Source organism: Microbacterium sp. NPDC064942, from assembly GCF_049545525.1.
GTDB lineage: Bacteria > Actinomycetota > Actinomycetes > Actinomycetales > Microbacteriaceae > Microbacterium > Microbacterium gawkjiense.
Genome location: NZ_JBMWDR010000004.1, coordinates 25,700 through 43,904, shown reverse-complemented (window position 1 = coordinate 43,904; position 18,205 = coordinate 25,700). Strand labels below are relative to the sequence as shown.

The 18,205-nt window shown below is 70.6% G+C and carries 19 protein-coding genes; 4 read left to right on the top strand and 15 right to left on the bottom strand.

What is annotated here, in order from left to right; all coding sequences use genetic code 11:
- Window positions 1-121 precede the first annotated feature (121 nt).
- The 3 genes from dnaG to dusB are packed head-to-tail and all read right to left on the bottom strand — an operon-like array spanning window position 122 to window position 4,504.
- On the bottom strand, window positions 122-1,975 hold the full coding sequence (gene dnaG, locus ACPEH2_RS08640; protein ID WP_311283657.1) for a DNA primase: 1,854 nt from the start codon (window positions 1,973-1,975) through the stop codon (window positions 122-124).
- Window positions 1,975-3,372, bottom strand: coding sequence for a deoxyguanosinetriphosphate triphosphohydrolase (locus ACPEH2_RS08635; protein WP_311863229.1), 1,398 nt, complete (start codon window positions 3,370-3,372; stop codon window positions 1,975-1,977). The genes dnaG and ACPEH2_RS08635 overlap by 1 nt, the downstream gene beginning before the upstream one ends.
- Window positions 3,344-4,504, bottom strand: coding sequence for a tRNA dihydrouridine synthase DusB (dusB, locus tag ACPEH2_RS08630; RefSeq protein WP_217531453.1), 1,161 nt, complete (start codon window positions 4,502-4,504; stop codon window positions 3,344-3,346). The genes ACPEH2_RS08635 and dusB overlap by 29 nt, the downstream gene beginning before the upstream one ends.
- A gap of 63 nt (window positions 4,505-4,567) precedes the next feature.
- On the opposite strand from dusB, the gene ACPEH2_RS08625 reads away from it, so the two are divergent.
- Window positions 4,568-5,062, top strand: a complete 495-nt coding sequence (locus ACPEH2_RS08625; RefSeq protein ID WP_423718596.1) for a glutathione peroxidase — start codon at window positions 4,568-4,570, stop codon at window positions 5,060-5,062.
- Here the strand turns inward: ACPEH2_RS08625 and ACPEH2_RS08620 are convergent, their stop codons facing one another.
- Complete coding sequence (locus ACPEH2_RS08620) at window positions 5,063-5,740, bottom strand: DsbA family oxidoreductase (protein WP_311861978.1); 678 nt, start codon at window positions 5,738-5,740, stop codon at window positions 5,063-5,065.
- A 59-nt stretch (window positions 5,741-5,799) separates the two neighbouring features.
- Between ACPEH2_RS08620 and ACPEH2_RS08615 the strand changes: the two genes are divergently transcribed.
- Complete coding sequence (locus ACPEH2_RS08615) at window positions 5,800-6,366, top strand: AAA family ATPase (protein WP_359918849.1); 567 nt, start codon at window positions 5,800-5,802, stop codon at window positions 6,364-6,366.
- A gap of 2 nt (window positions 6,367-6,368) precedes the next feature.
- Here the strand turns inward: ACPEH2_RS08615 and ACPEH2_RS08610 are convergent, their stop codons facing one another.
- Window positions 6,369-7,175, bottom strand: a complete 807-nt coding sequence (locus ACPEH2_RS08610) for an isoprenyl transferase (protein ID WP_423718595.1) — start codon at window positions 7,173-7,175, stop codon at window positions 6,369-6,371.
- On the bottom strand, window positions 7,172-7,900 hold the full coding sequence (recO, locus tag ACPEH2_RS08605) for a DNA repair protein RecO (protein WP_311283652.1): 729 nt from the start codon (window positions 7,898-7,900) through the stop codon (window positions 7,172-7,174). The genes ACPEH2_RS08610 and recO overlap by 4 nt, the downstream gene beginning before the upstream one ends.
- A gap of 35 nt (window positions 7,901-7,935) precedes the next feature.
- On the opposite strand from recO, the gene ACPEH2_RS08600 reads away from it, so the two are divergent.
- Window positions 7,936-8,622: a trimeric intracellular cation channel family protein gene (locus ACPEH2_RS08600; RefSeq protein WP_217531459.1), complete on the top strand. Its 687-nt coding sequence runs from the start codon at window positions 7,936-7,938 to the stop codon at window positions 8,620-8,622.
- Between the two features lie 27 nt (window positions 8,623-8,649).
- On the opposite strand, the gene leuA is transcribed toward ACPEH2_RS08600, so the two are convergent.
- Entirely contained in the window at window positions 8,650-10,410 is a 1,761-nt protein-coding gene (leuA, locus tag ACPEH2_RS08595; protein ID WP_423718593.1) for a 2-isopropylmalate synthase, read from the bottom strand.
- Between the two features lie 185 nt (window positions 10,411-10,595).
- Here leuA and ACPEH2_RS08590 point away from each other — a divergent pair, with 185 nt between their 5' ends.
- Window positions 10,596-11,222, top strand: a complete 627-nt coding sequence (locus ACPEH2_RS08590) for a hypothetical protein (RefSeq protein WP_311283651.1) — start codon at window positions 10,596-10,598, stop codon at window positions 11,220-11,222.
- A 16-nt stretch (window positions 11,223-11,238) separates the two neighbouring features.
- Here the strand turns inward: ACPEH2_RS08590 and ACPEH2_RS08585 are convergent, their stop codons facing one another.
- Genes ACPEH2_RS08585 through dnaJ form a run of 8 tightly spaced genes read right to left on the bottom strand, consistent with a single transcriptional unit; the run spans window position 11,239 to window position 18,205 of the window.
- The gene (locus ACPEH2_RS08585) at window positions 11,239-12,168 is read right to left on the bottom strand and encodes a quinone oxidoreductase family protein (protein ID WP_423718591.1); all 930 of its coding nucleotides are present in this window, start codon (window positions 12,166-12,168) and stop codon (window positions 11,239-11,241) included.
- 38 nt (window positions 12,169-12,206) lie between these two features.
- The gene (era, locus tag ACPEH2_RS08580; protein ID WP_423718589.1) at window positions 12,207-13,103 is read right to left on the bottom strand and encodes a GTPase Era; all 897 of its coding nucleotides are present in this window, start codon (window positions 13,101-13,103) and stop codon (window positions 12,207-12,209) included.
- Entirely contained in the window at window positions 13,100-14,422 is a 1,323-nt protein-coding gene (locus tag ACPEH2_RS08575) for a hemolysin family protein (protein WP_311283648.1), read from the bottom strand. Before ACPEH2_RS08575 ends, era begins: the two co-directional genes overlap by 4 nt.
- On the bottom strand, window positions 14,419-14,886 hold the full coding sequence (gene ybeY, locus ACPEH2_RS08570) for an rRNA maturation RNase YbeY (protein WP_064002183.1): 468 nt from the start codon (window positions 14,884-14,886) through the stop codon (window positions 14,419-14,421). Before ybeY ends, ACPEH2_RS08575 begins: the two co-directional genes overlap by 4 nt.
- Window positions 14,883-15,911, bottom strand: coding sequence for a PhoH family protein (locus ACPEH2_RS08565; protein ID WP_423718629.1), 1,029 nt, complete (start codon window positions 15,909-15,911; stop codon window positions 14,883-14,885). Before ACPEH2_RS08565 ends, ybeY begins: the two co-directional genes overlap by 4 nt.
- A 46-nt stretch (window positions 15,912-15,957) precedes the next feature.
- Window positions 15,958-16,305, bottom strand: a complete 348-nt coding sequence (locus ACPEH2_RS08560) for an HIT domain-containing protein (protein WP_064002185.1) — start codon at window positions 16,303-16,305, stop codon at window positions 15,958-15,960.
- 44 nt (window positions 16,306-16,349) lie between these two features.
- Complete coding sequence (locus ACPEH2_RS08555) at window positions 16,350-17,087, bottom strand: 16S rRNA (uracil(1498)-N(3))-methyltransferase (protein WP_253034726.1); 738 nt, start codon at window positions 17,085-17,087, stop codon at window positions 16,350-16,352.
- 2 nt (window positions 17,088-17,089) lie between these two features.
- A complete protein-coding gene (gene dnaJ / locus ACPEH2_RS08550; protein WP_253034725.1) occupies window positions 17,090-18,205 on the bottom strand; it encodes a molecular chaperone DnaJ in 1,116 nt (371 codons plus the stop codon).

Genomic DNA, 18,205 nt, shown 5'->3' with positions numbered 1-18,205 from the left:
GGGCGACGCGGCGGGGAAAACGCTTCGCTCGCGTAACCCGGCGAGCACGCCTGAGCGTGACGCGGCGGGGAGAACGCCCCGCATCCCACCATCCCGCGTTTCTCCACGGCCACACAAAGCGTCAGACGAGATCAGCCAGCGTCCGGCGCCGCTGGTCAAGGTCCCGCAGCGCGACCCGAACCGCGCGACCCTCCTCGGAGTCCGCCGGCACGCGCTGGACGGCGCCGAGCAGCTCCGCCTTCTCCCGATCCATCGCCCGCAGCCGAAGCCGACGGCACAGCGCACGCGCCGACGTCGTCGCCTCCACCTCCGTCAGCGCCGGGAACGACGCCGTCAACAACTCAGCGGCGAGCCCCCGATACGGCTCCCGCGTCGCGTCCACGGCGGCCGTCGACCACCCGACACGCGAACGGTCCGGCTGCGCCGCCACGGCCTGGCGCACCGCGTCGAGCGCCGGATGCTCCATCGGGATCTGCAACGCGGCATCCACCTCTTCCCGGTCGATGACGTGCCCGTACTGCAGCACACCCATCAGCGCATCCCGCTCGAGGGTCACGCTCGCCGTCCGCGGAAGGCTCGCCACCGTCACCCGCAGCGACGGAGCCGCCCCATCCGAGGACCTCTCGACCGGAGCCGCCTCCGGCTCCCGCGGGCCGCGCGGCCCGCGCGCCGCGCGCTCCACCGCCGGAGTGACCTCACCGAGGTCCATCCCGAGCTTGCGCGCCAGCACCCGCGTGTACCCCGGCCGCAGCGACGAGTCGCGGATCTCCGCGACGATCGGCGCGGCCGCGCGCAACGCGCCGACCCGGCCCTCGACGCTCCCGAGATCGAACCCGGCCAGCTTCTGGTCGATCACGAACTCGAACATCGGCGCCTTCGCGTCCATCAACGCCCGCACGGCGCCGTCGCCGCGATTGAGCCGCAGATCGCACGGGTCGAGACCGTCCGGCGCGACCGCCACGTATGTCTGCGCCGCGAACCGCTTCTCCTCCGAGAACGCCCGCAACGCCGCCTTCTGCCCCGCGGCATCCGGATCGAACGTGAAGATCACCTCGCCCGAGGCACTGTCGTCACCCATCACCCGGCGCAGCACCGTGATGTGGTCCGACCCGAACGCGGTGCCGCACGTCGCGATCGCCGTGGTCACCCCGGCGAGGTGGCACGCCATCACGTCGGTGTACCCCTCCACGACGACGACACGGTGCGAGCGGGAGACGTCCTTCTTCGCGAGGTCGAGACCGTAGAGGACCTGCGCTTTCTTGTAGATCGGCGTCTCGGGCGTGTTCAGGTACTTGGGCCCCTGGTCGTCCTCGTACAGCTTCCGCGCCCCGAAGCCGATCGTCTGGCCCGTGAGGTCGCGGATCGGCCACACCACCCGTCCGCGGAACCGGTCGTACACGCCGCGCTGCCCCTGCGACACGAGCCCCGCCGTCGCCAACTCCTCGTCGGTGAAGCCCTGCGCGCGCAGGGCGTCGCGCATGTTGTTCCACCCCTTCGGGGCGTATCCGACACCGAAGTGCGCGGCGGCACCGGCATCGAACCCGCGTTCGCCGAGGAACCGGCGACCCGCGTCGGCCTCCGCTGTCGCGAGCTGCGCGCGGAAGTACTCGGCCGCGGCCGTGTTCGCCTGGTAGAGCCGCGTGCGGCCGCCGGTCTCGGGCGCAGCACCGCCGTCCTCGTAGTGCAGCTGATACCCGATGCGAGCCGCGAGACGCTCGACCGCCTCCGTGAACGACAGGTGGTCCATCGCACGCAGGAACGAGTAGACGTCGCCCGACTCCCCGCAGCCGAAGCAGTGGTAGTATCCCGCCTGCGGCCGCACGTTGAAGCTCGGACTGCGCTCATCGTGGAACGGGCAGAGCCCCTTGAGGGACCCCACGCCCGCTGACTTCAGCGCGACCCGCTCCCCCACGATGTCCGCGATGTTCGTCCGGGCCTTCACCTCGTCGACGTCGGACTGCCGGATGCGGGCCATCAGAGACCTTCGATCGGCTCGGGAAGGGCGAAGCTCGCGTTCGCGACGACCCGAGACCCCGCCGGCCACAGGCCGAGTTCGCGCAAGTCCACCGGCCCGACGAGAGCCGAGTGCCACTCGATGGCGAAACGGTCGGTGAGCGTCGCCACCTGATCCACCACGACGCGCTTGCGTTCGACATCGCTCGATGCCGCCGCGAAGTCCACCGCGTGCACCCGATCGAGGTGCTCCGGGCGCTCCAGCAGAGCCGACGCGAGGCGCTTCAGCACCCGACGCTGCTCCTTGTAGAGCCCCTTACGACCGTCGATCGACACGACGAACGCCCCGATCGTGCCCTTCAGCACCGCCATCTCGGCCTCGATGACCCGCGGCACGATCATCCGTCCGCGGTAGCGGGTCAGCGCGGGCGTGTCGTAGTGCTCGCGCGTCGCCGCCGTCGCGGCACGAGCGAAGCGCCCGATGAAGTCGGACGTGAGGTTCTTCAGCCGGGCCACCGACGCCCGCGTGCCGTCGAAGTCGGTCATCCACTCGGGAAGTCGCACGAGTCGGTACAGCGCATCGGCGAGTTCATCGCGGCTGAACCCGAGCCCGACCCACGACTGGATCGCCGTCAGCAGCGCCTCGCGCTCCCGGGCATCCGCGAGTCGGCGGGGATCGAGGTAGCCGTTCAGGACGGCGTCCTCGAAGTCGTGCACCGAGTAGGCGATGTCGTCGGAGAGATCCATGACCTCGGCCTCGATGCACCGCACCCGACCGGGCGCGCCCTGCCGCATCCACCGGAAGATCGCCTCGTCCTCGGCGTACACACCGAACTTCTGGCGTCCTCCGGGATCCGGGATCGCGTGATCCGCCGTCCACGGGTACTTGCAGGTCGCGTCGAGGCTCGCGCGGGTGAGGTTCAGCCCGAAGCTCTCGCCGTCGTCGTCGACGACCTTCGGCTCGAGACGGGCGAGGATCCGGAGCGACTGCGCATTGCCCTCGAACCCGCCGATGTCCTCGGCCCACTCGTTGAGCGCCCGCTCGCCGTTGTGCCCGAAGGGCGGATGCCCGAGGTCATGGCTCAGGCACGCCGTGTCGACCACGTCGGGCGAGAGCTCGAGCGCGATCGCGAGCTCGCGTCCCACCTGTGCCACTTCGAGCGAGTGGGTCAGCCGGTTGCGGGCGAAGTCGTCGGGGCTCGCGGGGCTCAGCACCTGCGTCTTGGCCGCGAGCCGTCGGAACGCCGCGGAGTGCAGCACCCGGGCACGGTCACGGGCGAACCCGTCGCGCAGGGAACGGTGCTTCTCCGGGTGGAAACGCTCGGCGTCGTGGTCGTCGTAGCCCGTGGGACGTCCGGCGGCGATGCCCACGCTCGCGCCGACCACCGACTCAGCCGCCACTGGTGTCGAGCTCCGCATCCGCAAGGGCGGTGGATGCCGCGTGTCCGATCTCGCGCGAGTCGAGCCACCCGTCGGGCAGGGCCGGCCGCTTCGGCGTGCCCGCACGCCCGCGCTGACCCTCCGCGGCGGCACCGGGGTACGGCGCGTCGAGGTCGAGCGTCGCGAGCAGCTCGTCGATCTCCGCGAGGCTCGACGCGGTCGCGAGGCGAGCCCGCAGGTCACCCCCGACGGGGTAGCCCTTGAAATACCAGGCGACGTGCTTGCGGATGTCGCGGCAGCCGCGGTCCTCGTCCTCGAAGAACTCGACCAGCAGCTCCGCGTGGCGACGGAACGCGGCCGCGACGAACCCGAGGGTCGCATCGACGGGCGGAGCGGCGTGGCCGGTGCCGAGTTCGCGCGCGAGGTCACCGAAGAGCCAGGGGCGGCCGAGGCATCCGCGTCCGACGACGACACCGTCGCAACCGGTCTCGGCCATCATCCGGCGGGCGTCCTCCGCCGACCAGATGTCGCCGTTGCCGAGCACGGGGACGCTCGTGACCGTCTCCTTCAGCTTCGCGATCGCGGACCAGTCCGCGTGGCCCGAGTAGAACTCCGATGCCGTCCGCGCGTGGAGCGCGACGGCGGCGACGCCGGCGCCTTCGGCGATCCGGCCCGCCTCGAGGTAGGTCAGGTGGTCGGAGTCGATGCCCTTGCGCATCTTGACGGTCAACGGGATGTCGCCGGCGGCCTTCGCGGCGCGTTCGACGATCTCGCGGAACAGCTCGGTCTTCCACGGCAGCGCCGCGCCGCCGCCCTTGCGGGTCACCTTGGGCACGGGGCATCCGAAGTTCAGATCGACGTGGTCGGCGTGATCCTCCTCGACGATGATCCGGACCGCGGCCTCGACGGTCGCCGGGTCGACGCCGTACAGCTGGATCGACCGGGGGGTCTCGGACTCGTGGTGGCGGATGAGCCGCATCGTCGTGGCGTTGCGCTCGACCAGAGCGCGCGTCGTGATCATCTCGCTCACGTAGAGGCCCGCACCGTACTCGCGGCACAGGCGACGGAAGGCCGTGTTGGTGATGCCGGCCATGGGTGCCAGGACGACGGGAGCGTCGAGGGTGATCGGCCCGATACGCAGGGGCGCGGGGGGTGCGAGGGTCGAGGACATATCCTCCCCATTCTCCCAGACGGCGAGCGCTTGCGGCATCCGTGCGCGTCCTATCGTGGAGACATGACCGAGACCCCCTCCCTCCGCGACATCCCGTTCACCACGGCCGACGGAAAGGAGACGACACTGGGCGACTTCGGCGACAAGGCGTTCCTCATCGTCAACGTCGCGTCGAAGTGCGGTCTGGCCCCGCAGTACGAGCAGCTCGAGGAGCTGCAGAAGACGTATGGCGAGCGCGGCCTGCAGGTCATCGGGTTCCCGTGTAACCAGTTCATGGGGCAGGAGCCCGGGTCGATGGAGGAGATCCTCGACTACTGCGCCGTCAACTGGGGCATCACGTTCCCCATCATGGACAAGATCCGGGTGAACGGCTCGCACGCCGCTCCGCTCTACAAGGCGCTGAAGAAGACCCCGAACGCGGAGCGCGCCAAAGGCCCCGTGATGTGGAACTTCGAGAAGTTCCTCGTGACGCGGGACGGCGAGCTGCACCGGTTCCGTCCGCAGACCAAGCCGAACGAGCCCGAGGTGATCGCGGCGATCGCGGACGCGCTGGCCTGATCAGCTCGCGGCCGAGGCCTCCGCGCGCTCGGACCACACCTGACGTGCGATCTGCGCGAACGCCTCGGCGGGCTGCGCCCCGCTGACGCCGTACTTGCCGTCGATGACGAAGAACGGCACACCCTGGATGCCGTAGGCCTGCGCCTGCGCCTGGTCGGCCCGCACCGCCTCGAGGTAGCGACCGGACTCCAGCGCGTCGCGCGCGGCCTCCCGGTCGAGTCCCGCGTCGGCGGCGAGCTCGACGAGGTCGTCGATGCGACCGACGTGACGGCCCTCGGTGAAGTAGGCCGACATGAGCCGCTCGGTCATCTCCTTCTGGAGACCCTGCTCCTTGGCGAAGTGGAGCAGCTCGTGCGCCTTCACCGTGTTCGTGTGCTTCAGCAGGTCGAACCGGTACTCGAGGCCCGCCTCGGCGGCGACACCCGTCACCCGGTCGAGCATCGGCTTGACCTGCTCGGGTGTCATCCCCTTGTGCTGCGACAGGAAGTCGACCTCGTTCCCGTCGAAGTCGACGGGGGTGTCCGGGGACAGCTCGTACGAGTGGAACGTCACCTCCACGCGGGGGGCGTCGGCGTCGTCCGCCGTCGCCGCGAGCCCCGTCTCGAGGTTGCGCTTGCCGATGTAGCACCAGGGGCAGGCGATGTCACTCCACACGTCGATCTTGATGGCATCCGTCACATCGCCTGCAACGCGCCGGGCACTCGCATCTATTCCCGCCGCCGTCCTAGGCTGGCGGGATGCTCTCCGCCGACGACCCGCTGCCGGCTCTGCCGCGTCGCGTCGTGATCGCGGGCACGACGGGGGTGGGCAAATCCACCCTCGCACGACGGCTCGCGGACCTGTGGCGCCTCGAGTACACCGAGCTCGACTCGCTCTTCCACGGACCGGGCTGGACGCCCCGGCCCGAGTTCCTCGACGACGTGCGCCGCGTCGCCGCCGGTGAGCGGTGGGTGTCGGAGTGGAACTACTTCAGCGCGGGCGGCGGGCAGGTGCTCGGCGAGCGCGCCGACCTCGCGGTGTGGCTCGACCTCCCCCGTCGTATCGCGCGCACCCGGCTGGTGCGACGCACCCTGCGGCGCAGCATCCTGCGGCAGCCCCTGTGGAACGGGAACGTCGAGCCTCCCCTGTGGACGGTCCTCCGCGACCCCGATCACATCCTGCGCTGGGAGATGCGCACGCACGGCACCTGGCGGGAACGGATGCCGCGGGTCGCCGCCGAGTACGGCCTGCCCGTCGTGCGCCTCCGGCATCCGCGGGAGGTCGAGCGCTGGCTCGCGGGCCCTGCCGCGCGCGCCGCCGACTGACCTCAGGAGGACGTCGGGGCGTCCTTCGCCCCGCCGAAGCGGCGGTCGCGCGACAGATAGAGCTCGATCGCTCCCCACAGGTCGGTCCGCGAGAAGTCGGGCCACAGCGTGTCGAGGAACACCATCTCGGCGTACGCCGCCTCCCACAGCAGGAAGTTGGACGTCCGCTGCTCACCGCTCGACCGCACGAAGAGGTCGACGTCGGGCATGTCGGGGACGTACAGGTGGCGCCGGAGCGTCTTCTCGGTGATGGCCGAGGGCTTCAGCTTTCCGCGGGCGATCTCCTCACCCATCGCCCGCATCGCGTCGATGATCTCCAGCCGCCCGCCGTAGTTGATGCACATCGTCAAGGTCAGGCCGGTGTTGCCGGACGTCAGCTGCTCGGCGTACTGCAGTTCCTTGATGACCGAGCCCCACAGGCGCGGCTTGCGCCCGGCCCAGCGGATGCGCACGTTCCACTCGTTCAGTTGGTCGCGCCGCCGGTGCAGCACGTCGCGGTTGTATCCCATGAGGAAGCGCACCTCCTCGGGCGAACGCGCCCAGTTCTCCGTCGAGAAGGCGTACACGCTGAGGTGTTTGACGCCCGCCTGGATCGCCCCGGCGACGACGTCGAGCAGCACCTCCTCGCCGGCGCGATGTCCTTCGATCCGGGTCAGCCCGCGGCGGTTCGCCCACCGGCCGTTGCCGTCCATGACGATCGCGACGTGGCCCGGCACCGCCGCCTTCGGGAACTCCGGCGGGTACAGCCCGGTCCAGTCGAGCGGTCGATACGGCACCGCGTCGCGATGCGTGTACGGCTTGGGACTCACCGAGGCGCCTCCAGGTGGGACAGGGAACGGATGCCGCGCTCGGTGTGCCACTGCGCGTAGGCGGCGATGAGGCCGGAGGATGCCGCGGTGGCGCCGGACGAGGCGGCATCCACCACATCCCACTCCCCCGCCAGCAGCGCCCGCAGCAGATCGCCGGTCTCGACACTCACCCGCGGAGCACCGGTGGGCGCGCACGCGGCGCAGACGATGCCACCCAGCTGCGCGACGAACCACTCGTGCGGCCCCGGAGCACCGCACCGCGCACACTCCCGCAGGGACGGCGCCCACCCCGAAAGCGACATGACCCTCAGGAGGTACGAGTCGAGCACCGACCGCGGGGCATGGTCGCCGCGGGCGAGGGCGCGGAGCCCGCCGACGAGGAGGAGGTACTGCTGCGGCGTCGTCTCGGCCTCGTTGAGCCGGTCGGCGGTCTCGGACATGGCGGATGCCGCGGTGTACCGGTCGTAATCGGTCGCGATGTCCGCACCGTAGGCGCCCAGGGACTCGGCCTGCTGCACGATGTCGAGCGAGCGGCCCTTGTACATCTGGACGTCGGCGACCATGAACGGCTCGAGCCGGGCGCCGAACTTCGACGACGTCCGCCGGACACCCTTCGCGACGGCGCGCACCTTGCCGTGACGACGGCTGAGCATCGTCACGATGCGGTCCGCCTCGCCCAGCTTGTGGGTGCGAAGGACCACGACCTCGTCGCGGTAAGTGGGCACCCCTCGATTATCCCGTGACCGGGCACAATGAAGGCGTGACCGAGCCGCAGTTCCTCATCCCTCTCTGGGCCGACCTGACCGCCGTCGGGCTCGGCGGCGTACAGGGCGCCCTGTTCGCCTCGGGGTTCCAGGGACAGCGCCGGCTCGACCTGCTCGGGGTCGCGATCATCGGCGTCGTCATGGGCCTCGGCGGCGGCATGATCCGCGATCTGCTCCTGAACACGACGCCCGTCGCCCTCCAGAGCGACGGATACCTCATCACCGTCACCGCCGCGGCCCTCGTCGGGATGCTGCTGGCGAACCTCTTCCAGCGGCTCAACGCCGTCATCGTGGCGCTCGACGCCGTCGCGATCGGCATGTTCGGCGCACTGGGGACGACCAAGGCGTTGGCGCTCGGCCTCCCCCTCATCCCGTCGGTCTTCGTCGGCGCGTGCGCGGCGGTCGGCGGGGGCCTCCTGCGCGACGTGTTCATGGGTCTCCCCGTCGCGATGATGCACGTCGGCTCGCTCTACGCCGTCGCCGCGGCGGTGGGATGCGCCGTCCTGGCCGTCCTCGACCTCGTCGGCGTCGCGGCGGTGCCGGCGGCGATCACCTGCATCGCGGTGACCGCCGTCATCCGGGTCCTCGCCGTCGCGTTCGACATCTCGCTGCCGGAGCAGCGCGCCCTCTATCGGCGCAAGGTCGCCGTCGAGACCTCGACCATCCCGATCATCAGACCGTGATCCGGTCCCGACGGCGACCGCGCGGACTCAGACGCCTGCGAGCTCACTCTCGGACACGCGGCTGCGGATCGCCCGGTTGACCGCCGAGACGACCGCCTTCAGGCTCGCGGTCGAGATGTCGCCGTCGATGCCGACGCCCCACAGGCGCTGGTCCCCGACCTGCAGCTCGACGTACGCGGCCGCGTGCGCGTCGCCGCCGGCACCCAGGGTGTGCTCGACGTAGTCGTAGAGGGAGATCTCGAAACCGCGCTCGCCCAGCACCTTCAGGAAAGCCGCGATGGGACCGTTGCCGGCGCCCGTCGCCGAGACGCGCTCCTCGCCGTCGCGGAGCGTCACCTCGAGCGCGACCTCCCCGGACATGTCGCTCTGCGTACGGGTCGACAGCAGTTCGAAGCGACCCCACTTCTCGTCGGCGGCGGCAGCGGGCAGGTACTCGTCGGAGAAGATCGACCAGATCTGACCGCTCGAGACCTCGCCGCCCTCGGCATCCGTCTTCGCCTGGACGACCCCCGAGAACTCGATCTGCAGCTTGCGCGGCAGGTCGAGCGCGTGGTCGGTCTTCAGCAGGTAGGCGACACCGCCCTTGCCGGACTGCGAATTGACCCGGATGACGGCCTCGTACGAGCGTCCCAGGTCCTTCGGGTCGATGGGCAGGTACGGCACGGCCCACTCGATCTCGTCGACCGAGACGCCCGCCGCCTGCGCACGCGCCTCCATCGCCTCGAAGCCCTTCTTGATGGCGTCCTGGTGCGACCCGCTGAACGCGGTGAAGACCAGGTCGCCCGCCCAGGGGCTCCGCTCGGGCACGGGCAGCTGGTTGCAGTACTCGGCGGTGCGCTTGACGTGGTCGATGTCGCTGAAGTCGATCTGCGGGTCGATGCCCTGCGTCAGCAGGTTGATCCCCAGGGCGACCAGGTCGACGTTGCCCGTGCGCTCGCCGTTGCCGAAGAGGCATCCCTCGATGCGATCGGCCCCGGCCATGTAGCCGAGCTCCGCCGCGGCGATCGCGGTGCCGCGGTCATTGTGGGGGTGCAGCGACAGGATGACGTTCTCGCGGTGGGCCAGGTGCCGGCTCATCCACTCGATCGAGTCGGCGTACACGTTGGGCGTCGCCATCTCGACGGTCGCCGGTAGGTTGATGATGACCTTGCGCTCAGGGGTCGGCTCGAAGACCTCGATGACCTGGTTGCAGACGTCGACGGCGAACTCGAGCTCGGTGCCGGTGTAGCTCTCGGGCGAGTACTCATAGTAGACGGTCGTCTCGGGGATCGTCTTCTCGTACTCGCGGCACAGGCGGGCGCCCTCGAGGGCGATGTCGATGATGCCCTGCTGATCGGTGCGGAAGACGACCTCGCGCTGCAGCACGCTCGTGGAGTTGTACAGGTGGACGATCGCCTGCTTGGCACCGGCGATCGACTCGTACGTGCGCGTGATGAGGTGGTCGCGGGCCTGCGTCAGCACCTGGATCGTGACGTCCTCGGGGATGAGGTCCTCTTCGATCAGCTGGCGCACGAAGTCGAAGTCGGTCTGGCTCGCGCTCGGGAAGCCGACCTCGATCTCCTTGTAGCCCATCTTCACGAGGAGCTCGAACATGATCCGCTTGCGCTCGGGACTCATCGGGTCGATGAGCGCCTGGTTGCCGTCGCGCAGGTCGACGGCGCACCAGCGGGGCGCGACCTCGATGCGCTTGCCCGGCCAGGTGCGATCGGGCAGCTCGACGCGGATCTGCTCGTGGAACGGGCGGTACTTGTGGATCGGGGCGCCGGAGGGCTTCTGGGTGTTTCGCATGATGGGTGCTTCTTCTCTCGTCACTGGTGCGGACCCACGACAACCTCCGCGACGAGTTGGTCCTAGATCGAGGACTCGTCGCGGCGACGAAGAAGGAGGCCGCAGAAGCGCATACCGACACGTTACACCCCGATCCGAAGCGCCGACATCCGAGACGGATGCCGCGGCCCCGACACTCTCCCGGTATGACGCTCCGCCGATCCGCCGCCGTCCTGCTCGCCGGCGCCACCCTGCTGCTCACCTCCTGCGCCGCCGCGGCTGATGCGGGCGGCTCCGCTGCGCCTCCCGGGGCTGCCCTCGCCGCGCTGACACCGGAGAACCCGACCGGCGAGGTGCTCGCACAGGGAACCGTCCTCGACGACGGGACGACGGCGACGCTGTGCCTGGGGGCCGTCGCGGAATCCGCGCCGCCGCAGTGCAGCGGCATCCCCCTCGTCGGATGGTCCTGGGACGGCCTCACGGACGCGGCCACTGCCGGCGGCTCGACCTGGGGGACGTACGCGGTGCGCGGTGTCTACGACGGCGAGAGCTTCACCGTCCGAGACACACCCGTACCCCTCGCCCTGTTCGACCCGATCGCACTGCCCGACCCCACCGGCGGGAAGGCGGGCGCCGCGTCCGCTCAGGACGCCGCGACGATCCAGTCGATCGTGCCCGATGCCCTCGGCTCGGGCTACCTCGGTTCGTACGAACAGGACGGCTGGGTGTACGTCGACGTGATCTGGGACGACGGCACCTGGCAGCGGGCCGCCGATCAGGACTTCGGCGCAGGCAAGGTGATCATCCGGTCCGCGCTGCGCTCCGTCGACTGAGCGGCGTCGCTCTCCGTCAGGGCAGCAACGCGAGCTTGCCGCCCGGGTGCCCCTTCATAAGGAAACGCGCCGCCTCGACCGCGTCGGCGAACGGGAAGGTGCGGGCGACCGGCACCTCGAGCAGTCCGCGCCGCGCGAGGTCGACGAGCTCGCCGCGGACGGCGTCACGGAAGGCCGCGCTTGCGCGCAGCATCCCGCCGATCGCGACGATGCCCTCGGACTCGAGGTCGCGACGGACGATCGTGATGATGCGGGTCCGGTCCTCGACGAGCGCGAGCGAGGCCTCGATCGCCTCGTCGGTCCCCACTCCGTCGAGCGACGCGACGAAGGAGGCGCCCGCCGCCGCATCCTTCGCCCGGTCGACGAGACCCGGGCCGTACGTGATCGGGATGCCGCCGTAGCGCCGCACGACGTCGGCGTTCCGCTCGCTCGCCGTCCCGACCACGCGGACACCGCGGATCGCCGCCTGCTGCAGGAAGCTCACTCCGACCGCGCCGGAGGCGGCGTGGAACAGCACCGTGTCGCCGCTTCGCGCACCGCTCAGCTCGAGCAGTTCGGCGGCCGTCACCCCGGCCAGGAGCAGGTTCGCGGCTTCGGGATGCGTGAGGGTCGACGGCTTCGCGAAGACCTTCTCGGCGGGGACCGTCAGCTCGGTCGCGTACCCGCCGCTCACGCGGAACGCGAGCACCTCGTCGCCGACCGTCGCCGCGCCAGAGCCGATCTGCGTGTCGGCACCGAGCGCGGTGATCTCGCCGGACACCTCGTACCCGATCGGGAAGGGGAACGACGCGCCGGGACGAGTGGGGTACTTCACATCCGCGGGGTTCATCCCGGCGGCGTGCACCCGGATCGTCACCTCGCCGGGGCCCGGTGCCGGCGCCTCGACCTCGCGGAGCTCCCACTGCGACAGACCCTCCGGCCCCGTCGCGAACCATGCCTGTGCCATGTCGTCGTCCTTCCGTGGGATGCCGACGCCGTCGCCGGTCAGAATCCGAGGCGCCCCAGTTGCTTGGGGTCGCGCTGCCACTCCTTGGCCACCCGGACGCGCAGCGACAGGAACACGCGGCCGCCGACGAGCGGCTCGATGCCCGCTCGCGACCGCGCCCCGACCTCTTTCAGACGGGACCCGCCGCGGCCGATGATGATGGCCTTCTGGCTGTCGCGCTCGACGACGATGTTCGCGTACACGTCGGTCAGGTCACTGTCCTCGCGGGCCGAGATGTCCTCGACCGTCACGGCAATGGAGTGGGGCAGCTCGTCGCGGACGCCGTCGAGCGCCGCCTCGCGAATGATCTCGGCGATCCGATCCTCGACGCTCTCGTCGGTAACGACCCCTTCGGGGTAGAGCGCGGGGCCCTCGGGCATGAGCTTCAGCAGTTCGTCGGCGAGCACGTCGAGCTGGTCGTCGGTGACGGCCGAGAGCGGGATGACAGCGGCCCAGTCCTCGCGCAGCGCGTCGACCTCCATGAGGCGCTCGGTGATCTCCTCGCGGGTTGCGATGTCGACCTTCGTGACGATGGCCACCTTCTTCGCGCGACCGTATCCGTCGAGGGATGCCGCGATCCGCCGGTCGCCGGGTCCCACTTTCTCGGTGGCCGGCACGAGGAATCCGATGGCGTCGACGTCGCCGAGCACCTGCTCGACGAGGTCGTTGAGGCGCTGGCCCAGCAGCGTCCGCGGCTTGTGGATGCCGGGGGTGTCGACGATGACGAGCTGTCCGCTCGGGCGGTTCAGGATGCCGCGGATCGCCTTTCGGGTCGTCTGCGGCTTGTCGCTCGTGATCGCGACCTTCTCGCCGACGAGAGCGTTGGTCAGCGTCGACTTGCCCACGTTGGGGCGTCCGACGAACGTCACGAAACCGGAACGGTCGGTCACGGTCACTCCGATCCCCGCGAGACGCGGATCTCTCCGGTGGTGGGTGCGAAGGCGCTCTCGGCGGCCTCCAGGCTCTCGGCGCGCTCGACGAACACGGTGGCGAGACCGCGGCCGCGACCGAGGGAGGTGCCGCCGGTGAGGATCAGGCCGCTGTGCTCGACGCGGGCGCCCGGCACCGGGACGCTGCCGAGCGCCTTGCCGAACAGGCCGCCGATCGAGTCGACGTCGTCGTCCTCGAGCTCGATGCCGAAGAGGTCGCCGACCTCGTCGAGCCCGAGGCGCGTGCTCACGCGGAAGCGGCCGTCGCCGAGGTCCGTGACCTCGCTCGTGCGCAGGTCGTACTCGTCGGCGATCTCCCCGACGAGCTCCTCGATGAGGTCCTCGAGGGTGACGAGCCCCGACACCCCGCCGTACTCGTCGACGACGAGGCACACGTGCACGGCTTCGCGCTTCATCTGCTGCAGCAGCGTCTCGGCGCGCATCGACTCGGGCACGAAGACCGCCGGTCGGGCGATCTGGGCGACCGGGACGCCGCGCCACGCGGTCTCGTCGCGGTAGGCGAACTGGACGAGGTCCTTCAGGTACACGACACCGGTGATGTCGTCGGCCTCGCCGTCGGCGATCGGGATGCGCGAGACGCCCTTGTCGAGGAAGAGCGTCATCGCCTGCTGCGTCGTGGCCGCGGCATCCATCGTCACCATGTCGGTGCGCGGCACCATGACGGCGCGCACGAACCGATCGGTGAAGTCGAACACGGAGTGGATCAGGTCTCGGTCGTCCGCCTCGATGAGGTCCTGCGAGGCGGCCTCGTCGACCATGCTGAGGAGCTGCTCCTCGGAGGCGAACGACGCACCCCGGTGGATGCCGGGGGTCAGCCGGTCCCCCACGAGGACGAGGAGGTGCGCGAGGGGTCCGAGCACGATGCGCGCGCCGCGGATGAGCGGGGCGCAGAACCGCAGGAAGCCCTTGGCGTGCTGACGCCCGACGGCGCGAGGCGAGGCGCCGACGAGGACGAAGGAGGCGATCGTCATGAGGACGACGGCGGCGAGCATCGCCCACCAGATGTTGTCGAAGATCAGCGTGAACGCGACCGTCACGAGCACCGCGGCCGCCGTCTCGACGAGGATGCGGATGAACACGACCGCCGTGCGGTGGGCGTCGGGGTCGGCGGCGATCCGCCGCAGGGCCGTTTCCGAGCGCGCCTCGTCGGCGAGGTCGGCGAGGTCGGCGCGACCCGTCACGTCGAGCGCGGCCTCGAGCGAGGCCATCAGCCCGCCAAGCGCGACGAGCAGGCCGGCCGCGACGAGGAGGAGGATCTCGGTCATGCGCGCCGGCGGCGCTCGCTCGAGTGGAACGCGCCGATGAGCTCCTTCTGGAGTCCGAACATCTCGCGCTCCTCCTCGGGCTCGGCGTGGTCGAAGCCGAGCAGGTGGAGCAGTCCGTGCGTCGTCAGGAGGATGAGCTCGTCCATCGTGGAGTGCTTCGCCGCCTGCGCCTGGGTCTCGGCGACCTGCGGGCACAGCACGATGTCGCCGAGGAGCCCGGGAGGAGTGGGCGCCTCCTCGGTCCCGGGGCGCAGCTCGTCCATGGGGAAGCTCAGAACGTCGGTCGGACCGGGCTCGTCCATCCACTGCACGTGCAGCGCCTCCATGGCACCCTCGTCGACGAGGAGGATCGCGACGTCCGCGTCGGGGCTGACGTGCAGTTCGGCGAAGTTGTGCTCGGTGAGGCGCAGCAGGACGGTCTCGTCGACCTCCACACCGGACTCGTTGGTGATCTCGATGGTCATGATCGTCCTCGTTTGGGCTGTCGGTCGCGGGGTCCGGCGGGCCGCAGGCCCGCGCGGCGCTCGGCGCGGTTCGCGAACTCGCTCGCCTCGTCACGCTCACGGCGTGCGGCGAGCTTCTCCTCGTCGTACGCGCTGTAGGCGTCGACGATGCGGCCCACCAGGGTGTGACGCACGACGTCGTCGCTCGTCAGGCGCGCGAAGTGGATGTCGTCGATGTCCTTGAGCACCCGCGTGACGAGCCGGAGGCCCGACGCGCCCTGCGGCAGATCGACCTGCGTGATGTCGCCTGTGACGACCATTCGCGTGCCGAACCCGAGACGGGTGAGGAACATTTTCATCTGCTCGGGCGTCGTGTTCTGCGCCTCGTCGAGGACGACGAAGGAGTCGTTCAGGGTGCGCCCGCGCATGTAGGCGAGGGGGGCGACCTCGATCGTTCCGGACGCCATGAGCTTCGGGACGAGTTCGGGGTCCATCATCTCGTTCAGCGCGTCGTAGAGCGGCCGCAGGTACGGGTCGATCTTGTCGGTCAGCGTGCCCGGCAGGAATCCGAGGCGCTCCCCCGCTTCGACGGCGGGACGGGTCAGGATGATGCGGCTCACCTCCTTGCGCTGCAACGCCTGGACGGCCTTGGCCATCGCGAGGTAGGTCTTGCCGGTGCCGGCGGGGCCGATGCCGAAGACGATCGTGTTCTCCTCGATCGCGTCGACGTACTCCTTCTGGCCGAGCGTCTTCGGACGGATGACCTTGCCGCGCGAGGAGAGGATGGCTTCGCCGAGGACCTCGGAGGGACGCATCCCGCCGTTGTCCCGCAGGATGCGGCTCGACTGGGTGACGTCGCTCGGGTCGAGGCCTTGCCCCGCCCGCGCCATGCCGATGAGCTCGTCGATGAGTACGCGGGCACGCGCCACGGCGTCGCCCTCGCCGGTGAGCGTGATCTCGTTGCCGCGGACGTGCACCTGCACGTCGGGGTGTTCGCGTTCGACGGTGCGCAACAGGCGGTCCTGAGGACCCAGCAGCTGCACCATCGCGACGCCGTCCGCGTAGATGCGGTCGACGGTGGGTTCGGTGCTGTCAGCCACCGAGGCTCCCTTCGCTGAGCCCGCCGCCCAGCACGTGGGCGTGGACGTGGAAGACGGTCTGACCGGCGCCGGGGCCGGTGTTGAAGATCAGGCGGAAGTCGCCGTCGGCGTGCTCGGCGGCCAGGCTGTTCGCGAGCCCCACCAGCTCGGCGAGCAGGGCAGGGTCACCCGCGGCGAGCTCGACGACGTCGCGGTACTGCTCGCTCTTGGGGATCACGAGCAGGTGCACGGGAGCCTGCGGGGCGATGTCGCGGATCGCGAACGCGTTCTCGGTCTCCGCGATGATCTCGGAGGGGATCTCACCCCGGAGGATGCGGGTGAACACCGACGACTCGCTCATCCCCCCAGTCTAGTCAGCGGCTCCCGGCGTCGGCCGGTGCCGACTCACCAGCGGCCGAGCGCCCGGTTGACCAGCGCGAGCGCCGCGGGACCGGCGGTCGAGGTGCGCAGGACCGTGTCGCCGAGCCGCACGAGGGTCGCGCCGGCGGCCTGCAACGCGTCGAGCTCGTCGGGCGAGATCCCGCCCTCCGGCCCGACGACGAGCAGCACGTCACGGGTGTCGGCGGCGTCGAGGTCGACCGCGGAGAGCGCAGCGGATGCCGTCGGTTCGAGCACCAGCATCCGTGCCGACTCGGCCTGCGAGACGAGCTGTCGCGTCGTCACCGGGTCGGCCACCTCGGGCAGCCAGGCACGGTGGGCCTGCTTGGCCGCCTCGCGGGCGATCGACTCCCAGCGTGCGACGCCCTTTGCGACCTTCGCGCCGTCCCACCGCGAGACGGACCGGGCGGCCTGCCACGGGAGGATCGCATCGACGCCGAGTTCGGTCGCGGCCTGCACCGCGAGCTCGTCGCGATCGCCCTTCGCGAGCGCCTGCACGAGTACCGTGCGCGGGGACGGCGCCGGGTGCTCCCGCCGCTCGACGACCTCGACGACGACCTCCTTCGGCGCGACCGAGGCGACGGTGCCGGTCAGCCAGAGGCCGCGGCCGTCGCCCACGGTCACCCCCTCCCCGACCCGGATGCGGCGCACGGCGGCCGCGTGGTGCGCCTCGGCGCCCGTCAGCCGGACGACGTCGCCCGGGCCGGCGGCACCGGCATCCTCGATCAGGAAGTGCAGGGCCACGGTCAGCGCTTGAACTTGCCGCGGAGCTTGGAGAACAGGCCCGGGTGGAACTCGGCGAGGTGCGGCGGCGCGGGGCGCGTGCGCTTGGCGAGCTCCTGGACGAGGGCCCGCGACTTGGGGTCGAGGTGCGACGGGGTGACCACCTGCACGGCGACGCGGAGGTCGCCGCGCTGCTCGCCGCGGAGCGGGGTGATGCCGCGCCCGCGGATGGTCAGCTCGTCGCCCGCCTGGACACCCTGGCGGATCTCGAGGTCGACGGGGCCGTCGAGCGAATCGATCGTCACACTCGTGCCGAGGATCGCGTCGATCATCGACACCTCGAGGGTCGCGAGCAGATCGTCGCCGTCACGGCTGAAGACGTCGTGCGGCGCGACCGTCACCTCGAGGTACAGGTCGCCGTTGGGGCCGCCCGCGGGGCCGACCTCGCCCGATCCGGGCAGCTGCAGGCGCAGTCCCGTCTCGACGCCGGCGGGGATGTCGATCGACACGGTGCGGCGCGCGCGGACGCGGCCCTGGCCCTGGCACGTGGAACACGGGTAGGGGATGGTCGTGCCGTAGCCCTGGCAGGTCGTGCAGGGCTGCGACGTGACGACGTTGCCGAGCAGGCTCCGCACGGTCCGCTGGATCTGCCCCGAGCCGTGGCAGATGTCGCAGGTCACCGGCTGGGTGCCGGGCTGGCAGCACGAGCCCTGGCAGGTCTCGCACAGCACCGCCGTGTCGACCTCGATGTCGCGGTGCACGCCGAAGACGACGTCGCCGAGGGTCAGGTCGACGCGCACGAGGGCGTCCTGGCCCCGCTCGCGACGCGAGCGCGGGCGTCCGGCACGCGTGCCCCCGCCGCCTCCGCCGAAGAACGTCTCGAAGATGTCGCTGAAGCCGCCGAACCCGGCCCCGGCGCCGCCGAACGCCCCGGAATCGCCACCGAGGTCGTACCGCTGGCGCTGGTCGGGGTCGCTCAGCACGTCGTACGCGTGCGTCACGAGCTTGAAGCGCTCCGCCGCATCCTCTCCCGGGTTCACATCGGGGTGGAGCTGTCGCGCCAGTCGGCGGTACGCCTTCTTGATCTCCTCGGGGCTCGCGTCGCGCGCGACACCCAGGACCTCGTAGTGGTCAGCCAC